General features: G+C 69.7%; 20 protein-coding genes and 1 tRNA gene. 13 read left to right on the top strand and 8 right to left on the bottom strand.

Annotation, left to right across the window (positions count from 1 at the left end; translation table 11 throughout):
* Positions 1-179: 179 nt before the first annotated feature.
* The gene (locus K7957_RS00965) at positions 180-3,221 is read left to right on the top strand and encodes a TonB-dependent receptor domain-containing protein (RefSeq protein ID WP_223010140.1); all 3,042 of its coding nucleotides are present in this window, start codon (positions 180-182) and stop codon (positions 3,219-3,221) included.
* 79 nt (positions 3,222-3,300) lie between these two features.
* Here K7957_RS00965 and K7957_RS00970 read toward each other — a convergent pair whose 3' ends face one another.
* The 6 genes from K7957_RS00970 to K7957_RS00995 all read right to left on the bottom strand — a co-directional run bounded on the left by K7957_RS00970 (position 3,301) and on the right by K7957_RS00995 (position 8,812).
* Positions 3,301-3,699: a DUF6165 family protein gene (locus K7957_RS00970; RefSeq protein ID WP_223010141.1), complete on the bottom strand. Its 399-nt coding sequence runs from the start codon at positions 3,697-3,699 to the stop codon at positions 3,301-3,303.
* The gene (locus K7957_RS00975; protein ID WP_223010142.1) at positions 3,656-4,555 is read right to left on the bottom strand and encodes a glycosyltransferase family 9 protein; all 900 of its coding nucleotides are present in this window, start codon (positions 4,553-4,555) and stop codon (positions 3,656-3,658) included. Before K7957_RS00975 ends, K7957_RS00970 begins: the two co-directional genes overlap by 44 nt.
* Before the next feature lie 261 nt (positions 4,556-4,816).
* The gene (locus tag K7957_RS00980; RefSeq protein ID WP_223010143.1) at positions 4,817-6,037 is read right to left on the bottom strand and encodes a dihydroorotase; all 1,221 of its coding nucleotides are present in this window, start codon (positions 6,035-6,037) and stop codon (positions 4,817-4,819) included.
* Positions 6,034-7,023, bottom strand: coding sequence for an aspartate carbamoyltransferase catalytic subunit (locus K7957_RS00985; protein WP_223010144.1), 990 nt, complete (start codon positions 7,021-7,023; stop codon positions 6,034-6,036). The genes K7957_RS00980 and K7957_RS00985 overlap by 4 nt, the downstream gene beginning before the upstream one ends.
* A 12-nt stretch (positions 7,024-7,035) precedes the next feature.
* The gene (gene ruvX, locus K7957_RS00990) at positions 7,036-7,560 is read right to left on the bottom strand and encodes a Holliday junction resolvase RuvX (protein ID WP_223010145.1); all 525 of its coding nucleotides are present in this window, start codon (positions 7,558-7,560) and stop codon (positions 7,036-7,038) included.
* Positions 7,561-7,711: 151 nt separating this feature from the next.
* Positions 7,712-8,812 (bottom strand): DUF3089 domain-containing protein, encoded by a 1,101-nt coding sequence (locus tag K7957_RS00995; protein WP_223010146.1) that lies wholly within the window; start codon positions 8,810-8,812, stop codon positions 7,712-7,714.
* A gap of 139 nt (positions 8,813-8,951) precedes the next feature.
* Here K7957_RS00995 and gatC point away from each other — a divergent pair, with 139 nt between their 5' ends.
* The 8 genes from gatC (at position 8,952) to K7957_RS01035 (ending at position 14,072) form a co-directional block, all read left to right on the top strand.
* On the top strand, positions 8,952-9,239 hold the full coding sequence (gatC, locus tag K7957_RS01000; RefSeq protein WP_183943896.1) for an Asp-tRNA(Asn)/Glu-tRNA(Gln) amidotransferase subunit GatC: 288 nt from the start codon (positions 8,952-8,954) through the stop codon (positions 9,237-9,239).
* Between the two features lie 51 nt (positions 9,240-9,290).
* Positions 9,291-10,775, top strand: a complete 1,485-nt coding sequence (gene gatA, locus K7957_RS01005) for an Asp-tRNA(Asn)/Glu-tRNA(Gln) amidotransferase subunit GatA (protein ID WP_223010147.1) — start codon at positions 9,291-9,293, stop codon at positions 10,773-10,775.
* Positions 10,776-10,820: 45 nt separating this feature from the next.
* Positions 10,821-11,117: an AbrB/MazE/SpoVT family DNA-binding domain-containing protein gene (locus tag K7957_RS01010; protein ID WP_223010148.1), complete on the top strand. Its 297-nt coding sequence runs from the start codon at positions 10,821-10,823 to the stop codon at positions 11,115-11,117.
* On the top strand, positions 11,114-11,524 hold the full coding sequence (locus K7957_RS01015; RefSeq protein WP_343228260.1) for a type II toxin-antitoxin system VapC family toxin: 411 nt from the start codon (positions 11,114-11,116) through the stop codon (positions 11,522-11,524). The genes K7957_RS01010 and K7957_RS01015 overlap by 4 nt, the downstream gene beginning before the upstream one ends.
* Positions 11,517-12,980 carry an Asp-tRNA(Asn)/Glu-tRNA(Gln) amidotransferase subunit GatB gene (gene gatB / locus K7957_RS01020; protein WP_223010150.1) on the top strand — a complete coding sequence of 488 codons (1,464 nt, stop codon included), beginning with the start codon at positions 11,517-11,519 and terminating at the stop codon, positions 12,978-12,980. The genes K7957_RS01015 and gatB overlap by 8 nt, the downstream gene beginning before the upstream one ends.
* A 77-nt stretch (positions 12,981-13,057) precedes the next feature.
* Positions 13,058-13,597 (top strand): hypothetical protein, encoded by a 540-nt coding sequence (locus tag K7957_RS01025; protein ID WP_223010151.1) that lies wholly within the window; start codon positions 13,058-13,060, stop codon positions 13,595-13,597.
* Positions 13,594-13,749, top strand: coding sequence for a hypothetical protein (locus K7957_RS01030; RefSeq protein WP_223010152.1), 156 nt, complete (start codon positions 13,594-13,596; stop codon positions 13,747-13,749). Before K7957_RS01025 ends, K7957_RS01030 begins: the two co-directional genes overlap by 4 nt.
* 164 nt (positions 13,750-13,913) lie before the next feature.
* Positions 13,914-14,072 (top strand): hypothetical protein, encoded by a 159-nt coding sequence (locus tag K7957_RS01035; protein ID WP_223010153.1) that lies wholly within the window; start codon positions 13,914-13,916, stop codon positions 14,070-14,072.
* Positions 14,073-14,111: 39 nt separating this feature from the next.
* Here K7957_RS01035 and K7957_RS01040 read toward each other — a convergent pair whose 3' ends face one another.
* Both K7957_RS01040 and K7957_RS01045 read right to left on the bottom strand, forming a co-directional pair.
* Positions 14,112-14,312, bottom strand: coding sequence for a hypothetical protein (locus tag K7957_RS01040; protein WP_223010154.1), 201 nt, complete (start codon positions 14,310-14,312; stop codon positions 14,112-14,114).
* An 11-nt stretch (positions 14,313-14,323) separates the two neighbouring features.
* Complete coding sequence (locus K7957_RS01045) at positions 14,324-14,485, bottom strand: hypothetical protein (RefSeq protein ID WP_223010155.1); 162 nt, start codon at positions 14,483-14,485, stop codon at positions 14,324-14,326.
* Positions 14,486-14,597: 112 nt separating this feature from the next.
* Between K7957_RS01045 and K7957_RS01050 the strand changes: the two genes are divergently transcribed.
* The 4 genes from K7957_RS01050 (at position 14,598) to K7957_RS01065 (ending at position 18,326) form a co-directional block, all read left to right on the top strand.
* Positions 14,598-14,682: transfer RNA gene (locus tag K7957_RS01050), tRNA-Leu, on the top strand.
* 58 nt (positions 14,683-14,740) lie between these two features.
* Positions 14,741-16,474 (top strand): trigger factor, encoded by a 1,734-nt coding sequence (gene tig, locus K7957_RS01055; RefSeq protein WP_223010156.1) that lies wholly within the window; start codon positions 14,741-14,743, stop codon positions 16,472-16,474.
* 131 nt (positions 16,475-16,605) lie between these two features.
* Positions 16,606-17,580, top strand: a complete 975-nt coding sequence (locus tag K7957_RS01060) for a glycosyltransferase family 2 protein (protein ID WP_223010157.1) — start codon at positions 16,606-16,608, stop codon at positions 17,578-17,580.
* 56 nt (positions 17,581-17,636) lie between these two features.
* Positions 17,637-18,326, top strand: coding sequence for an ATP-dependent Clp protease proteolytic subunit (locus tag K7957_RS01065; protein ID WP_281422787.1), 690 nt, complete (start codon positions 17,637-17,639; stop codon positions 18,324-18,326).
* Positions 18,327-18,497 lie beyond the last annotated feature (171 nt).

The following is an 18,497-nucleotide window of genomic DNA, read 5'->3' on the forward strand; positions in this document are numbered from 1 at the left end:
CGCCTCCGTGTCGCCGCCACGCGGCCCGACGCATGACAAGCACGGATCGACGCCGCCATGCAACCGCTCGGGTGATTGGTCACGTCAGTGGTCCTGTCAGGTATTGACCTTTGTGGCAGATTGATGAAACAGCCGCGAAAGCAAACTTTACCAATAAAAACAATTCCGAGGGTCCGCCGATGATGCCGCAGCACCATGTCTCCCTCGCGGCGCTCGCCGCGGCCCTGCTGGCGGCGACGCCCGCGCTCGCGCAGCAGGCGGACGCGCCCGCCGATACGACCCAGACCGCGGGGCAGGCGACCGCGGAGCGCGCCGAGGCGATCGCGGGCGAGCAGGGCAACCAGGCGCCCGCCGCCGCCTCGACCGGCGACGTGGTGGTCACCGGCACGCGCATCCAGCGCCCCAACGTCACCTCGGCGGCGCCGATCACCTCCGTGACGGCTCAGGACATCCGCGCGCAGGCACCGGTCAACGTCGAGGACGTGCTCAACCGCCTGCCGCAGATCGCCCCCGACAGCCAGCAGACCTACAACGACTCGGACGGGCGCCAGCGCATCAAGCTGCGCAGCCTCGGCTTCGAGCGCACCCTGGTGCTGATCGACGGCAAGCGGCTCGGCACGCAGAACGGGCAGGACGTCGGCATCATCCCGCCCTCGCTGCTCGAGCGCGTCGACGTGCTGACCGGCGGCGCCTCCTCGGTGTACGGCTCGGACGCGGTCGCGGGCGTGGTCAACTTCGTCCTCAAGAAGGACTTCGAGGGGCTGCAGCTCGACGCCAACTATAATTTTTATAACCACAAGAACAAGGACACGATCGTGTCGCCGCTGGCGCGCGCGGCCGGCTTCAGCAGCCCGCGCGGCTGGACCAACGACGGCGGCCGCGCCGACGTGACGCTGACCGCGGGCAAGAAGCTGTTCGACGGCGCGCTGCGGTTGAGCGGCTTCGTCAACTACCGCGAGACGGACGAGGTCGGGCTCACCGACCGCTCGAACGCCGGCTGCTACCTCACGCAGCTCCAGGCCAATGGCCCGCTGTCGTGCGGGCTGACGCCGAGCAGCTCGACCAGCGGCCTGATCACGCCGCGCGCGGGCGCCAACGCGGGCGCGCAATATGTCAACAACCCCGATGGCACGCGCAGCTTCATGCCCTTCGCGGCCGGCGCGGGCAACGCCTCGAACTATTTCAGCGGCTATGCCTATCAGCGGCCGTCCGAGCGCGTGAACGCGGGCGGCTTCGCCAGCCTCGACCTCGGCCCCGACGCGGAGCTGTACACCTCGGGCATCTGGTTCCGCGACAAGTCGTTCAACAACTACCCGACGATCGCGAGCGGCACGGTCAACGTCAGCTGCGGCAACCCCTATCTCTCCGCGGCGCAGGCCGGCGCGATCGGCTGCGCGGGCGGCGTGGCGAGCGTGCCGGTCGACCTGCGCTATCGCCTCGGCGAGGGCAGTGATCGGCCCGACACGTACATCAACACCGGCCTGCGGCTGACCGGCGGCGTGCGCGGCAAGGTGGGCGACGCCTGGACCTATGACGTGGGCGGCGTCTACGCCCGCAACCATCAGGACTATACGCCGAGCTTCGGCATCCCGGGTCGCCTTCAGGACGCGGTCAGCGTCGGCGGCACCGCGGCGTCACCGACCTGCGCGAGCGGCGCGGCGGGCTGCGTGCCGTTCGACATCTTCAGCGCCGGCAACAGCGACCCCGCGCTGATCAACTATCTGTTCGGCACGGGCACCTCGACCACGACGGGCACGCTGTACGACGTCCAGGCGAACATGACGGGTGACCTGGGCAAGTACGGCATCACCTCGCCGCTCGCCGAGCAGGGTCTGGCGATCGCGCTCGGCACCGAGTATCGCAAGGACACGCTCAAGTCGGTCGCCGACGCGTCCTATCGCGGCACGCTGGGCGGCAACGACACCTATCTCAGCCAGGACGTGTGGGAGTCGAACATCGAGGTCCAGGCGCCGCTGGTCGAGCACAAGCCCTTCGCCGAGCTGGTGCAGCTCAACGGCGGCTTCCGCGTGTCGAAGTACAGCAGCAACCCGAGCACCTTCACCACCTGGAAGGTGGAGGGCATCTACGCCCCGATCAGCGACCTGACGTTCCGCGCCTCGTTCAACAAGGCGCAGCGCGCGCCGACCGTGGTGGAGATCCGCCAGGCCACCAACGTCGAGTTCGCCGCTGGCGGCTCGGGCACGTTCAACGACTTCTGCGCGCCGACCGTGATCAGCGGCGCCAATGGGGTCAGCTACGGCGCGCCGGTGGCGTCGCGCGAGGTGTGCCGCGCCACGGGCCTGTCCGACGCGCTCTACGGCAGCCAGACGCTGCTGTGCGGCAACGGCACCACGCCCAACGGCACCGCGGCCTGCTCGGTGCGCTCGGGCGGCTTCACCGCCGACCCTGAGACCGCGTACACCCAGACCTACGGCCTGGTGGTGAAGCCCCGTTTCCTCCGCGGCTTCGTCTTCTCGGTCGATCGCTACCGCATCAAGATCAACGACTCGCTCGGCTATAACGACTATAGCTATTACACCGATGGCTGCCTGCGCTCGGGCGGCGACCAGTTCTTCTGCCAGGGCATCGTCCGCAACGCCAACGGCACGTTGTTCTCGGCGGCGGGGTCGAGCACCGGATTCATCCGCCAGGGCACGACCAATTACTACACATCGCTGGCGCGCGGCTGGGACTTCCAGGCGCAATACACGCTCAACCTCGAGACGGTCGGTCGCTTCGACATGTCGTTCAACGGCTCGCTGACGACGAACGCGGGTGGGCAGGACTCGCCGGTCCAGCCCAAGCGCAACTGTGCGGGCTATTACGGCAACGGTTGTGGCCAGCTGATCCCGAAGTGGAGCCATGGTCTGCGCGGCACCTACACCACGCCCGACCAGAAATTCGGCGCGTCGCTGAACTGGCGCCACGTCGGCTCGCTCACCAACGCCAACAACTCGGGGGACGAGGCGATCGGCGGCACGCCGGAGCGCGCGCTGACCGACTATTATCGCGTCGACCCGGCCGACTATTTCGATCTCGCGCTCAACTTCGCGGTGTCGAAGCAGTTCTCGCTGCGGCTGATCGCAAACAACCTGCTCGACAAGGCAGCACCGATCGTGCCTGACTCGTACAACATCAGCCTAGCGCGCAGCAACACCATCCCGCAGCGCTACGACTCGCTCGGCCGCAACATTGCGATCGCGACGACGATCAAGTTCTGATCGGTTCAATGACGCTTCCGAGGCCAGTGCCTCGGGGGCGTCGCGCCACGCGGGTAGATCATTACCGGCGTGGCGGCGGTCAGTTCATCGCCGCGTAGCTCTTCTCCTCGATCAACTCGGACTCGAGCGCGAGGTTGATCGCGCGCTTCAGCCGCGCGCGCTCGTCGTTCTTGTGATAGACCGCGCGAGCGAGCTGGATGAAGTCGGTGCCGAACGACGCCGCCGCTTCCTCCTGCCGGATCGCGTCCTCGATCTCCCACAATTCGCGGTTGATCGACCTGAGCTGGCCGAACAGCGGGGCGATCGCCTGCTGACCGATCACGCCGGCGCCGATGTCGCTCAGCGCCTCATGCTCGCGCGCGACATTGGCGCGGGCGTCGGCGCGCGCGATGCGTTCGCGCTTGATCTCCAAGATCGTGATCTTGTCGAGCAGCTCACCCCAGGAGACGGGCACCGACGGGCTGGGCAGGCTGGCCATGGATCGTCTCTCCCTGATCGTCGAAGAAGGCGTCGAGCTCGCGGGCGACCGTGGCCACGACCGGCGCCCAGTCACCGGCGCGCGATTGCGCGCGAAGGTGGAGCGTCGGGTACCAGTCGCTGTCGTGCCGCGACGGGTCCCAGCGCCAGTCGGGCTGGTGCTTGAGCAGCAGCCAGGTCGGGCGGCCGAGCGCGCCGGCGAGATGCGCCACCATCGTGTCGACCGTCACCACCGCTGCGCAGCCCGCGACCAGCGCGGCGGTGGCCGCGAGATCGAACGGGCAGCCGTCGGGGTTGATCACCGGAAGCGTCGAGGGCGCGGCGACGAGCGAGAGGCAACGATGGCGCTCGGCGAGCGGGGCGAGCAGCGCCTCGGGCAGCGAGCGATCGGCGTCCCAGTCGCCGGCCTGGTGGCAGAGCCCGATCGTCATCGGCGGGATCGGCGCCGGGGCGGCGCGAAGATAAGGGATCGGCGTAGCGCCGGGGGCCAGTTCGAGCGCGCCGGACAGCTCGGTGATCTCGACGTCGCAGCTGTGCGACTTGAGCGGGTGTGCGGGATCGAAGCGGTGGAGGCTCACGTGGGCGATACTGGCGAGCAGCGAGTGCAGCCGCGCTGGCGCCTCGACCGTCACGCTCTTCGCACGAAGCGCGAGCGCGGGAAGGTAGCGCGCGAACTGGAGCGTGTCGCCGAGGCCATGATAGCAGCGTACCAGCACGTCGGCCAAGTCGACGGGGCGCCCGTCCCATACCCAGCGCTGATGGTACGGCAGGCGCGGGTCGTCGCGCGTCGCCGGATCGCGCGCGGCGATCACCTCGCGCTCGAGCGCCCAGGCGGCGGCATAGTCGCGCGCGCGCATGGCTTCCGCCCAGCTGCTATGTAGCTCCATACGGGTCGAATCGCGCGGGGGCCACGCCGGTTCCCTCGTTGCGCCAGCGTGACGGATTTAAGCGGCTGATTTCTGGTCAATTGCGAGGTCTGCTCGACCTCCTCTCGCGAGGAGCTCCCGTCATGCCGGTTCAACACCGGGACGACGTTGAAGCGAGAAGCTCATGCCAGTCGAGTCATCTTAAGGTAAGCAGCGGTCGGTTCGCTCGGTCAGCGACGACGAGCCCGCGGCTCACCCGACCAGTTCGCGGCCGCCCTTCCACATGCGCAGCAGTTTGCCCTGCACCGGCAGTCCGTCGAACGGCGTGTTGCCCGCCCTGCCCGGCAGCGTATCCGCGTCGATCCGCCACGGCGCCTCCGGGTCGACGAGGATGACGTCGCCGGGCCACCCCGGCAGCAGCGCACCCGTCTCCAGCCCCAGCAGCGCCGCCGGCGCGCGCGCGAGGAGCGCGAACAGCCGCGGCAGCGACACGCGCCCGTCGCGCGCGAGCCCGAGGCTCAGCGCGAGCAGCGCCGCGGCGTCCGCGGCGCCCGGGCTGGCGTCGGCGAAGGGCAGGCGCTTCTCCTCCGGCCCGCGCGGGTCGTGACCCGAGCAGAGCAGGTCGATCGTGCCGTCCACTAGCGCGGCCAGCGCGGCATGGCGGTCGGCCTCGCTCCGCAGCGGCGGCGACAGATGAGCGAAGGTGCGAAAGTCGCTCATCGCGTTGTCGGAGAGCAGCAGATGCGCCGGGGTGATCCCGCAGGTCACGCGCACCCCACGCGCTTTGGCGGCACGCACCAGCGCGAGGCCCGCCGCCGTGGTGACCGCGCGGAAGTGGAGCCGCGCGCCGGTCTCCTCCGCCAGCATCATGTCGCGCGCGATCGCGAGCGCCTCCGCCACGGCAGGGGCGGCGGGCAGGCCGAGCCGCGACGCGGTCTCGCCCTCGCTCGCCACCGCACCGCGCGTCAGCCCGCCGTCCTCGGCGTGCGTGATCACGACGGTGTCGAGGTCGCGCGCGTAGCGCAGCACGCGGTGCATCACGCCCGAGTCGGCGATCCAGCCGCGGCCGGTGCCGACCGCGCGCGCACCCGCGGAGAGGCAGATCGCCATCTCCGCCAGATCGGCACCGGCGAGCCCGCGCGTCGCCGCCGCGATCGGGTGGATCCACAGGTCCGGACGGCCGATCAGCGCGAGTCGCTGCACCGCGCCGGGCTCGTCGAGCACGGGCACCTGGTCGGGCATCGGCGCGACCCGGACGATCCCGCCGGCGCGCGCGGCAGCGCGGTCGATCCGCGCTACGCCGACGTCGATCAGCCCGGGCGCGAGCAGCTTGCGGCGGCAATCGACCGTCAGCACGTCCGTCGGGGCGGGGCCGTCCGCTATCACGCCGTCGACGATCAGCAGCTCGCCGTCGCGCTCGCCGCGCTCGGGGCAGACCAGCCGGCCGTTGGTGAACAGGACCGCGCGGTTCATGCCCATCCCTCCACGCCGCGCGCACGCCGCGTCAGCACGTCGAGACAGGCCATGCGCACCGCCACGCCCATCTCCACCTGCTCGGTGATCGCCGATTGCTCGGCGTGATCGGCCACCGCTGAGTCGATCTCGACGCCGCGGTTCATCGGTCCGGGATGCATGATCAGCGCGCCCGGCGCGTGCTTCGCCAGGCGCTCGAGCGTGAGCCCGTAGCGAAGATGATACTCTCGGCTCGACGGGACATAGCCGCCCTCCATCCGCTCGGTCTGGAGCCGCAGCATCATCACGACGTCGGCGCCCTCCATCGCGCGGTCGAAGTCGGTGAAGGCGGTGACGCCGAAGCGCTCGATCGCGGGCGGCATCAGCGTCGACGGCGCACACACGCGCACCTCGGCGGCCAGCGCGGTGAGCGCGAGGATGTTCGAGCGCGCCACCCGGCTGTGGAGCAGGTCGCCGCAGATCACCACGCGCTTGTGCGCGATGCCGCCGAGCCGGCGTCGGATCGTCAGCGCGTCGAGCAGCGCCTGGGTGGGATGCTCGTGGCGACCGTCGCCGGCGTTGAGCACGGGGCAGTCGACCTTGTCCGCGATCAGCCGAACCGCGCCGGAGGACATGTGGCGGATCACGATCACGTCGGCGCGCATGGCGTTGAGCGTCTGCGCGGTATCGATCAGCGTCTCGCCCTTCTTCACGCTCGACTGGGCGGCGTGCATGTTGACGACGTCGGCGCCGAGCCTTTTGCCCGCGATCTCGAAGCTCAGCAGCGTGCGCGTCGAGTTCTCGAAGAAGGCGTTGATCTGGGTGGAGCCGGCGAGGCGGCGGTCGGGCGCGGCGCGGGTGCGGTTGGCCTCGACCCAAGTGTCGGCCTCGTCGAGCAGGAAGGTGATCTCATGCGGCTCGAGCCCCTCGATGCCGGTGAGGTGGCGATGCGGGAATACCGCGCCGCCGGGGATCAGGGTTCCGGGGCGGTGGTCCGACTGGGTCATCGAGCGCGGTGCCTAGTCCGCGCTCCCCCGCGGCGCAAGCGCTTCGCCCTGCTCGACCGGCGTCAGCACCAGCGCGTCGATGGCGGCCTGGAGGATCGTGGCGGCGGCGTGGTTGTCGATCCGCTCGGCACGCTTGGCGCGGCTGACGTCCTGCGCGATCAGCGCGCGCTCGGCGCTGACGGTGGACCAGCGCTCGTCCCACAGCAGCAGCGGAATGCCGAGATCGGCGCAGTTGCGCGCGAAGGCGCGGGTCGACTGGGTGCGCGGGCTCTCGCTGCCGTCGAGGCTGAGCGGCAGGCCGATCACCCAGCCGACGACCTGCTGCTGGGTCGACAGTGCCAGCAGCGCGGCCTTGTCGGCGGTGAACTTGTTGCGGCGGATCAGCTGCGCCGGGCTGGCGAAGCTCCAGCCGGCGTCGCACAAAGCGGTGCCGATCGTCTTGGTGCCGACGTCGAGCCCGAGCAGCCGCCCGCCGTGCGGGAGCGCGGCACGGAAGGCGGCGGCGGTGGTGGCGATAGCGACGCGGTGCGCGGTCATCGGTCGCGCACCGGCTGCGTCACTCTCCCCGTCACCCCGGGCTTGAGCCGGGATCCATGTCGCCGCGAGAGTAACGGCCGCTGTGTACGCGGCACGATCGATCCCGGCTCAAGGCCGGGATGACGGTGCCGGGAAGGCCGCTGCTCCACGCTCATCGCGCCGCCAGCCGCCGCGCGGCGTCGGCGCGGACGTTGGCCCAGAACAGGCTGTAATCGTAGACGTGATAGTTGTTGCCCGGCAGCGTGTACGGCCCGAGGTCGGGCGGGCTGCCGATCAGCAGCAGGCCCCGGCCCGCGCAGCGCGCGCCGATCGTGCCGGCACGGATCGTCGCGCTCGACAGGTCGGCGTTGGGGAAGAGCGTGCCCAGATTAGCGCTGGCCGGCGCGCTGCCGCCGTTCGCGCCCGTGAGCGGGTTGGTGCACAGCAGCGGCGTGCCGCGGCGCGGGCGGCCGTCGAAGCCGCTGGTGCGGTCGAAGGTGTCGAGGATCAGCGACGGGTCGGCGGGCTCGGCGAAGCTCTGCCACGCCAGCACGCAGCCGCGCTGATCGGGCGCGGAGCAGGCGGGCAGGCCGAGCGCGGGCAGGTCGGTGGCGGTGGAGATCGGCCAGCCGATCGCATAGGCCGCGACGATCCGCCCGGCCAGCGGCTTGCCCGCGACGCGGTCCTTGAGCAGGTGCGTGAGGTGGAGCGCGCCCTGGCTGTGCCCGGCGAGGATGATCGGCCGGTCGGGCGCGATCTCGGCGAGGAAGACGTCGAAGGCCGCGAGCAGGTCGCGATAGGCGAGCGCCAGCGCCTGCTCGGCGGCGGCCTGGTCGGTGAGGAAGGCGCCGAAGGTCGCCTGGCGATAGCGCGGTGCCCAGATCTCGCCCGCCTCGTTGAACGCGCTCGCCTGGCCGCGCAGGAACAGAGCGGCGCGATCGTTCGCCTCGCGATCGTCGAGCGGCGCGTTCCAGTGCGCGCGGCTGAGATACGAGGTCGGGTGGATGAAGAACACCGCCGCGCCGCCATGGGTCTGGCGCGGCCGGTAGCCGGGCGGGGTCCAGCGCGAGGGATCGTTCGCCAGCGACGGGCGCGCCAGCCACATCCGGTCGTCGCGATAGTCGGCGACGCTCAGTCCCGGCTGCGCGCGGAAGGTCTCGGCGGGCACCAGCGCCGCGCGCATCAGCGAGACGCCCCAGATGCGATAGGCGAGCATACCGGCGAGCGCGAGCACGATCAGGCCGGCGACGACGTAGAGGAATTTACGGACCAAGCGTGTGTCACCATGCTGCGGTGCGGCAAAGGCGTCGGCGCCGCAATCGCAAAGGAGGTGCCTCAGAGTTGCGATCCGCGCAACCGCGCGCGTGCCAGCGCGGTTGCGTTGCGGCGGGGCTCGCGGTAGCGCGCCGGCTATGTCCGTTGATATCGCAACCGTGCGGCGCATCGCTGGGCTCGCCCGCATCGCCATCACCGAGGAGGAGGCCGAGCGGCTCTCCCCCGAACTGGGTAATATCCTCGATTGGATCGAGCAGCTCGGCGAGGTCGACACGGCGGGGGTCGAGCCGATGACCGCGGTGATCGCCAATCGGCTGCGGCTGCGCGACGACGTCGTGACCGACGGTGGCATCCGCGAGTCGGTGCTCGCCAACGCGCCTCAGGCCGAACACGGCTTCTTCACGGTTCCCAAGGTGATCGAGTGACGATCGCGCTGGATCGTCGCTCGATCATCCCTCCCGCATGGACGACCTCCCGTGACTGACCTCACCGATCTCGGTATCCGCGACATCCGCGACGGCGTGCGCGCTGGCACGTTCAGCGCGCGCGAGGTGGCTGAGGCCTTCACGGCCGCGGTCGCCGCCGCCAAGCCGCTCAACGCCTTCCTGGTCGAGACCCCGGAGCACGCGCTCGCCGCCGCCGACTCTGCCGACGCCGCGCGCGCCGCGGGCGAGGTGCCCAAGCCGCTCGCCGGCGTGCCGATCGGGATGAAGGACCTGTTCTGCACCAAAGGGGTGCCGAGCACCGCTGCCAGCCATATCCTCGAGGGTTTCACCCCCGAATATGAGTCGACCGTCTCGCAGAAGCTGTGGGACGCCGGCGCGGGCATGCTCGGCAAGCTCAACATGGACCAGTTCGCGATGGGCTCGTCCAACGAGACGAGCTATTTCGGCGAGGTCGTCAGCCCATGGCGCCGCGCCGACGGCGGCAACGCGCCGCTCGCGCCCGGCGGTTCGTCGGGCGGCAGCTCGGCCGCCGTGGCGGCACGGATCGCGCCGGGCGCGACCGGTACCGACACCGGCGGCTCGATCCGCCAGCCGGCGGCGTTCACCGGCATCTCCGGGATCAAGCCGACCTACGGCCGCTGCTCGCGCTGGGGCGTGATCGCCTTCGCCTCGTCGCTCGACCAGGCGGGGCCGATGGCGCGCGACGTGCGCGACTGCGCGATCCTGCTCGAGGCGATGGCGGGCTTCGACCCGAAGGACGCGACCTCGCTCGACCTCGAGGTGCCGCGCTGGGAGGCGGGGCTCAACGCCTCGCTGAAGGGCAAGCGCGTCGGCATCCCCAGGGAATATCGCGTCGACGACATGCCGGCCGAGATCGACGCGCTATGGCAGCGCGGCATCGACTGGCTGCGCGACGCCGGCGCCGAGATCGTCGAGGTGTCGCTGCCGCACACGCGCTACGCGCTGCCGGCCTATTACATCATCGCGCCGGCCGAGGCCTCGTCCAACCTCGCGCGCTACGACGGGGTCCGCTATGGCCTGCGCGACCTGCCCGAGGGCGCCAACCTGCAGGAGATGTACGCCCGCACCCGCGCCGAGGGGTTCGGCGACGAGGTGAAGCGCCGCATCCTGATCGGCACCTACGTGCTCTCGGCGGGCTTCTACGACGCGTATTACACCCAGGCACAGAAGGTGCGCACCTTGATCGCGCGCGACTTCGAGCGCGCCTGGGAGCAGTGCGACGTGCTGCTGACGCCGACCGCGCCCTCGGCGGCCTTCGCCCTGGGCGAGAAGGCGGCCGACCCGCTGGCGATGTACCTCAACGACGTCTTCACCGTGCCCTCGTCGCTCGCCGGGCTGCCCGCGATGAGCGTGCCGGGCGGGGTCGACGCGGGCGGGCTGCCGCTGGGGCTGCAGATCATCGGCAGGCCGCTCGACGAGCAGGGCGTGCTCGACGCCGCGCTGGCGATCGAGGAGCGTGCCGGCTTCGTCGCGCGCCCCGCGCGCTGGTGGTAGACCGCTTTGATCGCGAGTGTTACCCTCGGTAACACCGGAGGAACGATGCACGCTCCGCTCGAGAGGCGCACCCGGACCAACATGACCAGCAAGGGACAGGTGCTGATCCCCAAGGACGTGCGCGACCTGATCGGGTTGGTTCCGGGTGCGCCGGTCGACGTCGGTGTGAACGATCGCGGGGAGGCGGTCGTCGTGCCGAGTGGCGCCGCGGCCGCGGAGACGGCCGAGGAGCGGGCGCAGCGACTCGACCGGCTGTTCGCCGGCGTCGATGCCGATCCGCTCTTCGATCGACCGAGCGACGAGATCATGCGCGCGCTTCGTGGCGACGAGCGCCTCCCGTGATCTTCCTCGACACCAGCGTCGTGATCGATCTGTTCGGTGCCCAGCAGAGCGTCGGCGCGGCGTGGTCGCGCGAGGCGTATCGCGCGGTCGCCGACCGGCTGCTGATGGTCAATCTGGTCGTCGTCGCCGAAATCGCGGGCTATGCGACTCGACCGGAGCGGCTGCTCGACCGCCTTCAGGCGTTCCGGATCACCGCCGTCGATCTCACCGTCGATGCGTGCTTCGCTGCTGGGACCGCCTTCCGCGAATATCGCCGCCGAGGTGGCGCCCGTGACGCGATGCTCGCCGATTTCCTGATCGCCGGCCATGCCGTCGCGCTGGGCGCGTCGTTAATGACGCGCGACCACCGGCTCACCTCCTACTTCCCCGACCTCACCCTCATCACACCCGAGACCGATCATGGCTGACGCATCCACCCCCTATCGTATCAAGGGCGACTCCGGCGAGTGGGAGGTCGTGATCGGCCTCGAGGTCCACGCCCAGGTGACCAGCCAGGCCAAGCTCTTCTCGGGCGCGGCCACGGCGTTCGGCGCCGAGCCCAACACCCAGGTCTCGCTGGTGGATGCGGCGATGCCCGGCATGCTGCCAGTCCCCAACCGCGAGTGCATCCGCCAGGCGGTGCGCACCGGCATGGCGATCGACGCGCAGATCAACCGCTGGTCGCGCTTCGACCGCAAGAACTATTTCTACGCCGATCTCCCGCAGGGATATCAGATTTCCCAGCTATATCACCCGCTTGTCGGCGAGGGCTCGGTCGAGATCGATGATGGGGAGGCGATCAAGACGATCGGCGTCGAGCGCATCCACGTCGAGCAGGACGCGGGCAAGCTGATGCACGACCAGCACCCGACGCGTTCCTACGTCGACCTCAACCGATCGGGCGTGGCGCTGATGGAGATCGTCAGCCGGCCAGATATGCGTTCTCCATCAGAAGCAGGGGCTTACTTGCGCAAGTTGCGGGCGATCCTGCGCTATGTCGGTTCGTGCGACGGCAACATGGAGGAGGGCTCGATGCGCGCCGACGTCAACGTCAGCGTGCGCCGGCCCGGTGCCGAGTTCGGCACGCGCACCGAGACCAAGAACGTCAACTCGGTGCGCTTCGTCATGGCGGCGATCGAGCATGAGGCGAAACGCCAGGTCGAGTTGATCGAGGGCGGCGGCACGGTCGTGCAGGAGACGCGGCTGTTCAACCCCGACAGTGGCACGACCCGGTCGATGCGGTCCAAGGAGGACGCCCACGACTATCGCTATTTCCCCGATCCCGATCTGCTGCCGCTCGAGCTCGACGAAGCTTTCCTCGAGGCGTGCCGCGCGAGCTTGCCGGAGCTGCCGGACGCGAAACGCCAGCGCTATGAGTCGCTCGGCATCACTCAGTACAACGCCGAGGTGCTGACCGCCGAAGTCGAGAGCGCGCGCTGGTTCGACTCGCTGCTGGCGCAGGGCGCGCCGCCGATCGCGGCCGCCAATTGGGTGACGAGCGAGCTGTTCGGCGCGCTCAACCGGCTGGGTAAATCGATCGGCGATAGCCCGGTGCTGCCGGGGCAGGCGGCCGAGCTGCTCGCGCTGGTGGCGGACGGCACGCTCTCGGGCAGCCTCGCCAAGCAGGTGTTCGAGGCGATGCTCGAGACCGGCGACGCGCCGGGAAAGATCGTCGAGGAGCGCGGGCTCAAGCAGACCAGCGACACCGGTGCGATCGAGGCGGTGATCGCCGAGGTGCTGGCGAAGAACCCGGGGCAGTTGGGACAGTATCGCGGCGGCAAGGTGACGCTGTTCGGCTTCTTTGTCGGGCAGACGATGAAGGCGATGGGTGGAAAAGCGAATCCGCAGGTCGTCAATGACTTGCTGAAGAAGGCGCTGAACTGAGCCAGTCTCCCGCTTGTCGGAGGGCAGGCGGGCGGTGATTCCTCCCCTGGCGGCGGGGTCGTCACCGAGGGGAGGCCATGTCAAGTTGTCGCGCCTTCGTGGCGGGCCGCAAACAGCGCTCGCACCGCTACGACGGGGTCCACCTCCTCGCCACGCACCCGACCGATCTGCAGGGCATGACCGCGCTGCGCGCCGCCGCGGCGACGCTGCCCAGCGGCGGCGCGACCGAGGCGGCGGCCTTCGCCGCGGCGCTGCGGCTCTGGCGCGCGGCGTTCCTGGCGGACCAGGTCAAGCCTGACGACATCGGCGGCACCGACTATCTGCTGAGTCAGCTCGCGCAGGATGGCTGGAGCGAGGACCTGCTGTTCGCGCGCGCCGAACTTTACCGCCAGCGCGGCAACCCGCGCGACCTGGTCGCGGCGGCGGACTTCTACCGCCAAGCGCTCGCGCTCGACCAGCGATACGCCGAGTGTCACCGCGGTCTCGGCATGGCGCTGCTGCGCGGCGCCGAGGCGGAGGCCGGCCGAGCCGAGCTGCGGCGCTATCTCGAACTCGCACCCGCGGCCAGCGACGCCGCGATGGTGCGCGCACTCGACCCGCGAGGAGTGGCTCGATGAAATATCCTCTCGGCGCGGTCGCGCTGCTGTTCGCCGCGACCAGCATGCCCGCCGTCGCGGGCAACCGACTGGTCGACGCCGGGCGCGCCGTTGCTGGCGCGCATGACACGTTCATCGTGACACCCGACCGCGAGTGGAGCGCTTTGGGGTGACACCCGGGCCCGCGCTGCGACCGCTGGACGCTCGACGACCGACCTGCCCAGTCTCGTCGAGAAGAGCTACCGCATCGCGCGGGGGCGCATCGCTGATGACGATCGACTCGGCCGAGCCGGCATAGCTCGACGGCGAGCGAGCGACACACGTCCGGTATACCTTCATGCGGCAGGAGGACGAGGTCGAGCGGCATGGTGAAGCGCTCGCGACTATCCGTGACAAGAGGCTATACTGGATGAGCTACGAGGCGCCGTCGATCTACTATTATACGCGCGACCTAGAGAGCTGGCGTCGGCTCGCCGCTACCGCGCGTTTTCGCTGAACCGACCGGAGCAGCAGCGCCGGCCGGCTCAACCAAGGCTCATTGCTGATCAACTTCCTGGTTCTTGACCTCGCCGCCGGTACCGCTGGTCCCATCGAACTCGCCGGTGTCGGTGAAGCGCGCCGGCTCCTTGCCACCTTCGCCGCGCGCCACCGCGTCGCTGCGCGCCTCGACCGCCTGCTGAATGTCCGGGCGCTCGTCGTCGCGGTTCGTGATGGGATCGATCTCTCGCTCGCTCATGTCGGTCTCGCTCAGAAACTGGGGTTGGCCGGAGCCGGGTCACCGGCGGGAGACCCGGGGGCAGGGACGTCGATGTCCGGGCCGGGCGGGCTGATCTCGGGCGGCGGGGCGTCGGGCGTGCCAGGTGAGGTCGGCTGCGGCACGTCGGGTGGGCTGACGGGGTTGGTGGCCATGAGTTTTCTCCTTTCCGGGTCAACGTATCGCCGCGCGCGGAGTTGCCCGCTCACGGCGCTTGCTCCGGCTGCGCCCGCGGTATAGAGCCCGCCGACCGGCGGTGTCCGACTTGCGGGCGTGGCGGAACTGGTAGACGCGCCAGATTTAGGTTCTGGTATCGCAAGATGTGGGGGTTCGAGTCCCTTCGCCCGCACCAGTCCCCGCGCTTCACGCGGGGTGGCCATCACTCATCCTATTCCAGACGAAAGCGGCCTATGCAGACTGTCGAGACGTTGAACGAGGGCCTGAAGCGCGCCTACACCGTGACCATCCCCGCGAGCGCGATCGCCGGGCGGGTCGACGCCGAGCTGAAGCGCGTCGCGCCGCAGATCCGCATGCCCGGCTTCCGCCCCGGCAAGGTGCCCGCCAACATCGTGCGAAAGATGCACGGCCCGGCGCTCCACCAGGACGCGCTCAACACCTCGATCCAGGAGGGCATCCAGGCGCTGATCAGCGAGAAGCAGCTGCGCCCCGCGATGCAGCCGTCGGTCGAGCTGGCCGATGGTTACGAGGCGGGCAAGGACGCCGAGCTCAAGGTCGAGCTGGAGGTGCTCCCGCAGGTGCCGGCCCCCGCGATCGAGGGGCTCAAGCTGGAGCGTCTCACCGTGCCGGTCGACGATGCGGCGATCGACGTCCAGCTCAAGCGCTTCGCCGACATGAAGAAGCGCTGGGAAGATGCCGGCGACAAGGCCGCCGGGACCGGCGACCAAGTGACGATGGACTTCGTCGGCAAGACGCTCGACGGCGTCGCGTTCGAGGGCGGCACCGGCTCCGACATGGAAGTCGAGCTCGGCGCGGGCCAGCTGATCCCGGGGTTCGAGGACCAGGTCGTCGGCGTCAAGGCAGGCGACGAGCGCCAGATCACCGTGACCTTCCCGGAGGATTACGGTGCCAAGGAGCTGGCCGGCCAGCAGGCGACCTTCGACCTCACGGTCAAGGCCGTGAAGACCGCCGCCGAGAGCGCGATCGACGAGGAGCTCGCCAAGGCGCTCGGGCTGGAGAGCCTCGATCAGCTCCGCGGACTGCTGCGCGGCCAGATCGAGCAGGAGCACAACCAGCTCACGCGCACCTATATGAAGCGCAAGCTGCTCGACCAGCTCGCCGAGGGGCATGACTTCGAGGTCCCGCCCTCGATGGTGGAGGCCGAGTTCAACCAGATCTGGCAGCAGCTCCAGCATGAGGCGACGCACGAGCGCGACCCGCAGGCGGCGCTGGCCGAGATGGAGGCCGAGCGCGACGATTATCGCAAGATCGCCGAGCGCCGCGTTCGCCTCGGGCTGCTGTTGAGCGAGATCGGCCAGGCCAACGGCGTCGAGGTGACGCAGCAGGAGATGAACCGGCTGATCGCCCAGGCTGCGCAGCAGTATCGCGGGGAGGACCAGCAGCGCTTCGTCCAATACGTCCAGCAGGACCCGATGGCCGCCGCGCAGCTGCGCGCGCCGCTGTACGAGGACAAGGTCGTCGACTTCCTGTTCGACAAGGCCGAGGTGACCGAGCGCGAGACGACGCGCGAGGAACTGGAGGCCGCGATCGAGAGCGAGGACGGCTTCGCGACCGGCACGCACCACCACGATCACGACAACCACAAGCCCAAGCAGGCGCGCGGCAAGAAGAAGCCGGCGGCGAGCGACGGCGAGGGCGGCGCCACCGAGGGGGAGGCGCCCGCGGCCGAGAAGCCGGCGAAGAAGCCCGCCACGAAGAAGGCAGCCAAGGTCGACGAGACGACAGCGGCCGATCCCTCTGCTGACGAGGCCGCGGTCGAGCCGGTCGCGGTAGAGCCCGCTTCGGCCGAGGCACCCGCCAAGAAGCCGCGCGCCAAGAAGGCGGCGCCGGTGGGCGAGGAGACCCAGGTGCTCGAGTCCGATCCGGTCGCGGCCGAGACGGCGGCGGGTACCGAGGCCGCCGACGCCCCGGCACCCAAGCGCACGCGCGCCAAGAAGGCCGAGTAAGCGGGCGACGGCGTCGCCGCGACAGCGAGAGAGCCGGGTTGCCGCGACGCAACCCGGCTCTTTCACGTTTCGGTCGGGAACATCGTCTAGGATGACGGCAGGGTGAGCGGATCAGGACGGCAGGACGGCGGATGCAGGGTAGCGTTACGGTGGGCGAGGCACAGGCGACACCGCGCGTGGCGGTGCTGCTGCCGTGCTACAATGAGGAAGCCGCGGTCGCGGAGACGATCGCCGGCTTTCGCCGCGCCCTGCCCCAGGCAGTGATCTATGTCTATGACAACAACAGCCGCGACCGCACCGTCGAGGTCGCGCGCGCCGCGGGGGCGGTGGTGCGCACCGAGCGCATCCAGGGAAAGGGCGCCGTGGTGCGGCGCATGTTCGCCGACGTCGATGCCGACGTCTATGTCATGGCCGACGGCGACGCGACCTATGACTCCGCCTCGGCGCCCGCGATGGTCGCGCGCATGCTTGACGAGCAACTCGACATGATCGTCGGCACGCGCGTGGGCGAGGCGACCGCCGCCTATCGGCGCGGCCACCGGCTCGGCAACAGCCTGCTCACCGGCATGCTCACGCGGCTGTTCGGTCGCAGCTTCAGTGACGTCCTCAGTGGCTATCGCGTCTTCTCGCGCCGTTTCGTCAAGAGCTTCCCAGTGCTGTCGGTCGGTTTCGAGATCGAGACCGAGATCAGCGTCCACGCGCTCGAACTCAAGATGCCGCTCGGCGAGGTCGAGACGCCTTATTACGCGCGCCCAGAAGGCTCGGTGTCGAAGCTCAGTACCTACAGCGACGGCTGGCGCATCCTCCGGACGATCGCGACGTTGTACCGGATCGAGCGACCGCTCTGGTTCTTCGGCGGCGCGGGGGCGCTGCTCGCGCTGGTCGCAGTGGTGCTCGCCGGCCCGCTGGCGCTGACCTACGCGCGGACCGGGCTGGTACCCCGCCTCCCGACGGCCGTGCTGGTCACCGGGCTGATGATCCTGGCGGCGCTGTGCGGCTTCGCGGGGCTGATCCTCGACACGGTCGTGCGCGGCCGCCGTGAAGTGCGGCGACTCGCCTACCTCGCGCAGCCCGCGCCCGGGCGGGGCACCGGCGACGGGGCTTGAACAAGCTGCGGCGAGCGCCGATGTTGGCCGTCTTCAGGACATAAGAGAGTCTTCCCATGCACAATCCGTTCGAGACCGGCGATTTCGCAGGCGCCTTGGCGCGCGCCGGCGTCGGCATGCAGCAGACCCAGGCCGGGCTCGTCCCGATCGTGATCGAGCAGTCGAACCGCGGCGAGCGTTCGTTCGACATCTTCTCTCGGCTGCTGCGCGAGCGGATCGTGTTCGTCACCGGCGGCGTCGAGGACGGCATGGCCTCGCTGATCTGCGCGCAGCTGCTCTTCCTCGAGTCGGAGAATCCGAAGAAGGACATCTTCATGTACATCAACTCGCCGGGCGGCGTGGTCACGGCGGGCATGGCGATCCATGATACGATGCAGTACATCCGCCCGCGTGTCGGCACCCTGTGCATCGGTCAGGCCGCGTCGATGGGCTCGTTCCTGCTCGCCAGCGGTGAGCCGGGCATGCGCGTCGCGACCACGAACAGCCGTATCATGATCCACCAGCCCTCGGGCGGCGCGCAGGGCATGGCAGCCGACATCGAGATCCAGGCGCGTGAGATCCTGCGTATGCGCCACTTCCTCAACTCGCTGTATGCGAAATACACCGGCAAGCCGCTCGAGGAGATCGAGCTGTCGATGGATCGCGACAAGTTCATGAGTGCCGAGGAGGCCAAGGAGTTCGGCCTGATCGACGAGGTGTTCGACAAGCGCCCGGCCCCGAGCGAGGACGTCAGCGCGGCGGCGTGATCCGGTGAACCGGCGCGACCGATCGTGGCGCGCCGGCCTGCCGCGGCGGTGAGCTCGGCCCAGCGGGTCAGCGCTGCACCGCTACGCCCTTGAAGCCGCAGGGCGGAGGATAGATATTGCGGTTCGGCGACAACGCGTGACCGCGCCGGCGACGGCTAGATTTTCGCGGCT

Source organism: Sphingomonas yunnanensis, assembly GCF_019898765.1.
Lineage (GTDB): Bacteria > Pseudomonadota > Alphaproteobacteria > Sphingomonadales > Sphingomonadaceae > Sphingomonas > Sphingomonas yunnanensis.

What these genes read in the sequence shown, in the direction of transcription:
- K7957_RS00965 (WP_223010140.1), top strand. Translation starts at nt 180, where the DNA reads ATGATGCCGCAGCACCATGTCTCCCTCGCGGCGCTCGCCGCGGCCCTG.
- K7957_RS00970 (WP_223010141.1), bottom strand. Translation starts at nt 3,699, where the DNA reads ATGGCCAGCCTGCCCAGCCCGTCGGTGCCCGTCTCCTGGGGTGAGCTG.
- K7957_RS00975 (WP_223010142.1), bottom strand. Translation starts at nt 4,555, where the DNA reads ATGCGCGCGCGCGACTATGCCGCCGCCTGGGCGCTCGAGCGCGAGGTG.
- K7957_RS00980 (WP_223010143.1), bottom strand. Translation starts at nt 6,037, where the DNA reads ATGAACCGCGCGGTCCTGTTCACCAACGGCCGGCTGGTCTGCCCCGAG.
- K7957_RS00985 (WP_223010144.1), bottom strand. Translation starts at nt 7,023, where the DNA reads ATGACCCAGTCGGACCACCGCCCCGGAACCCTGATCCCCGGCGGCGCG.
- ruvX (WP_223010145.1), bottom strand. Translation starts at nt 7,560, where the DNA reads ATGACCGCGCACCGCGTCGCTATCGCCACCACCGCCGCCGCCTTCCGT.
- gatC (WP_183943896.1), top strand. Translation starts at nt 8,952, where the DNA reads ATGTCCGTTGATATCGCAACCGTGCGGCGCATCGCTGGGCTCGCCCGC.
- K7957_RS01010 (WP_223010148.1), top strand. Translation starts at nt 10,821, where the DNA reads ATGCACGCTCCGCTCGAGAGGCGCACCCGGACCAACATGACCAGCAAG.
- gatB (WP_223010150.1), top strand. Translation starts at nt 11,517, where the DNA reads ATGGCTGACGCATCCACCCCCTATCGTATCAAGGGCGACTCCGGCGAG.
- K7957_RS01025 (WP_223010151.1), top strand. Translation starts at nt 13,058, where the DNA reads ATGTCAAGTTGTCGCGCCTTCGTGGCGGGCCGCAAACAGCGCTCGCAC.
- K7957_RS01030 (WP_223010152.1), top strand. Translation starts at nt 13,594, where the DNA reads ATGAAATATCCTCTCGGCGCGGTCGCGCTGCTGTTCGCCGCGACCAGC.
- K7957_RS01035 (WP_223010153.1), top strand. Translation starts at nt 13,914, where the DNA reads ATGCGGCAGGAGGACGAGGTCGAGCGGCATGGTGAAGCGCTCGCGACT.
- K7957_RS01040 (WP_223010154.1), bottom strand. Translation starts at nt 14,312, where the DNA reads ATGAGCGAGCGAGAGATCGATCCCATCACGAACCGCGACGACGAGCGC.
- K7957_RS01045 (WP_223010155.1), bottom strand. Translation starts at nt 14,485, where the DNA reads ATGGCCACCAACCCCGTCAGCCCACCCGACGTGCCGCAGCCGACCTCA.
- tig (WP_223010156.1), top strand. Translation starts at nt 14,741, where the DNA reads ATGCAGACTGTCGAGACGTTGAACGAGGGCCTGAAGCGCGCCTACACC.
- K7957_RS01060 (WP_223010157.1), top strand. Translation starts at nt 16,606, where the DNA reads ATGCAGGGTAGCGTTACGGTGGGCGAGGCACAGGCGACACCGCGCGTG.
- K7957_RS01065 (WP_281422787.1), top strand. Translation starts at nt 17,637, where the DNA reads ATGCACAATCCGTTCGAGACCGGCGATTTCGCAGGCGCCTTGGCGCGC.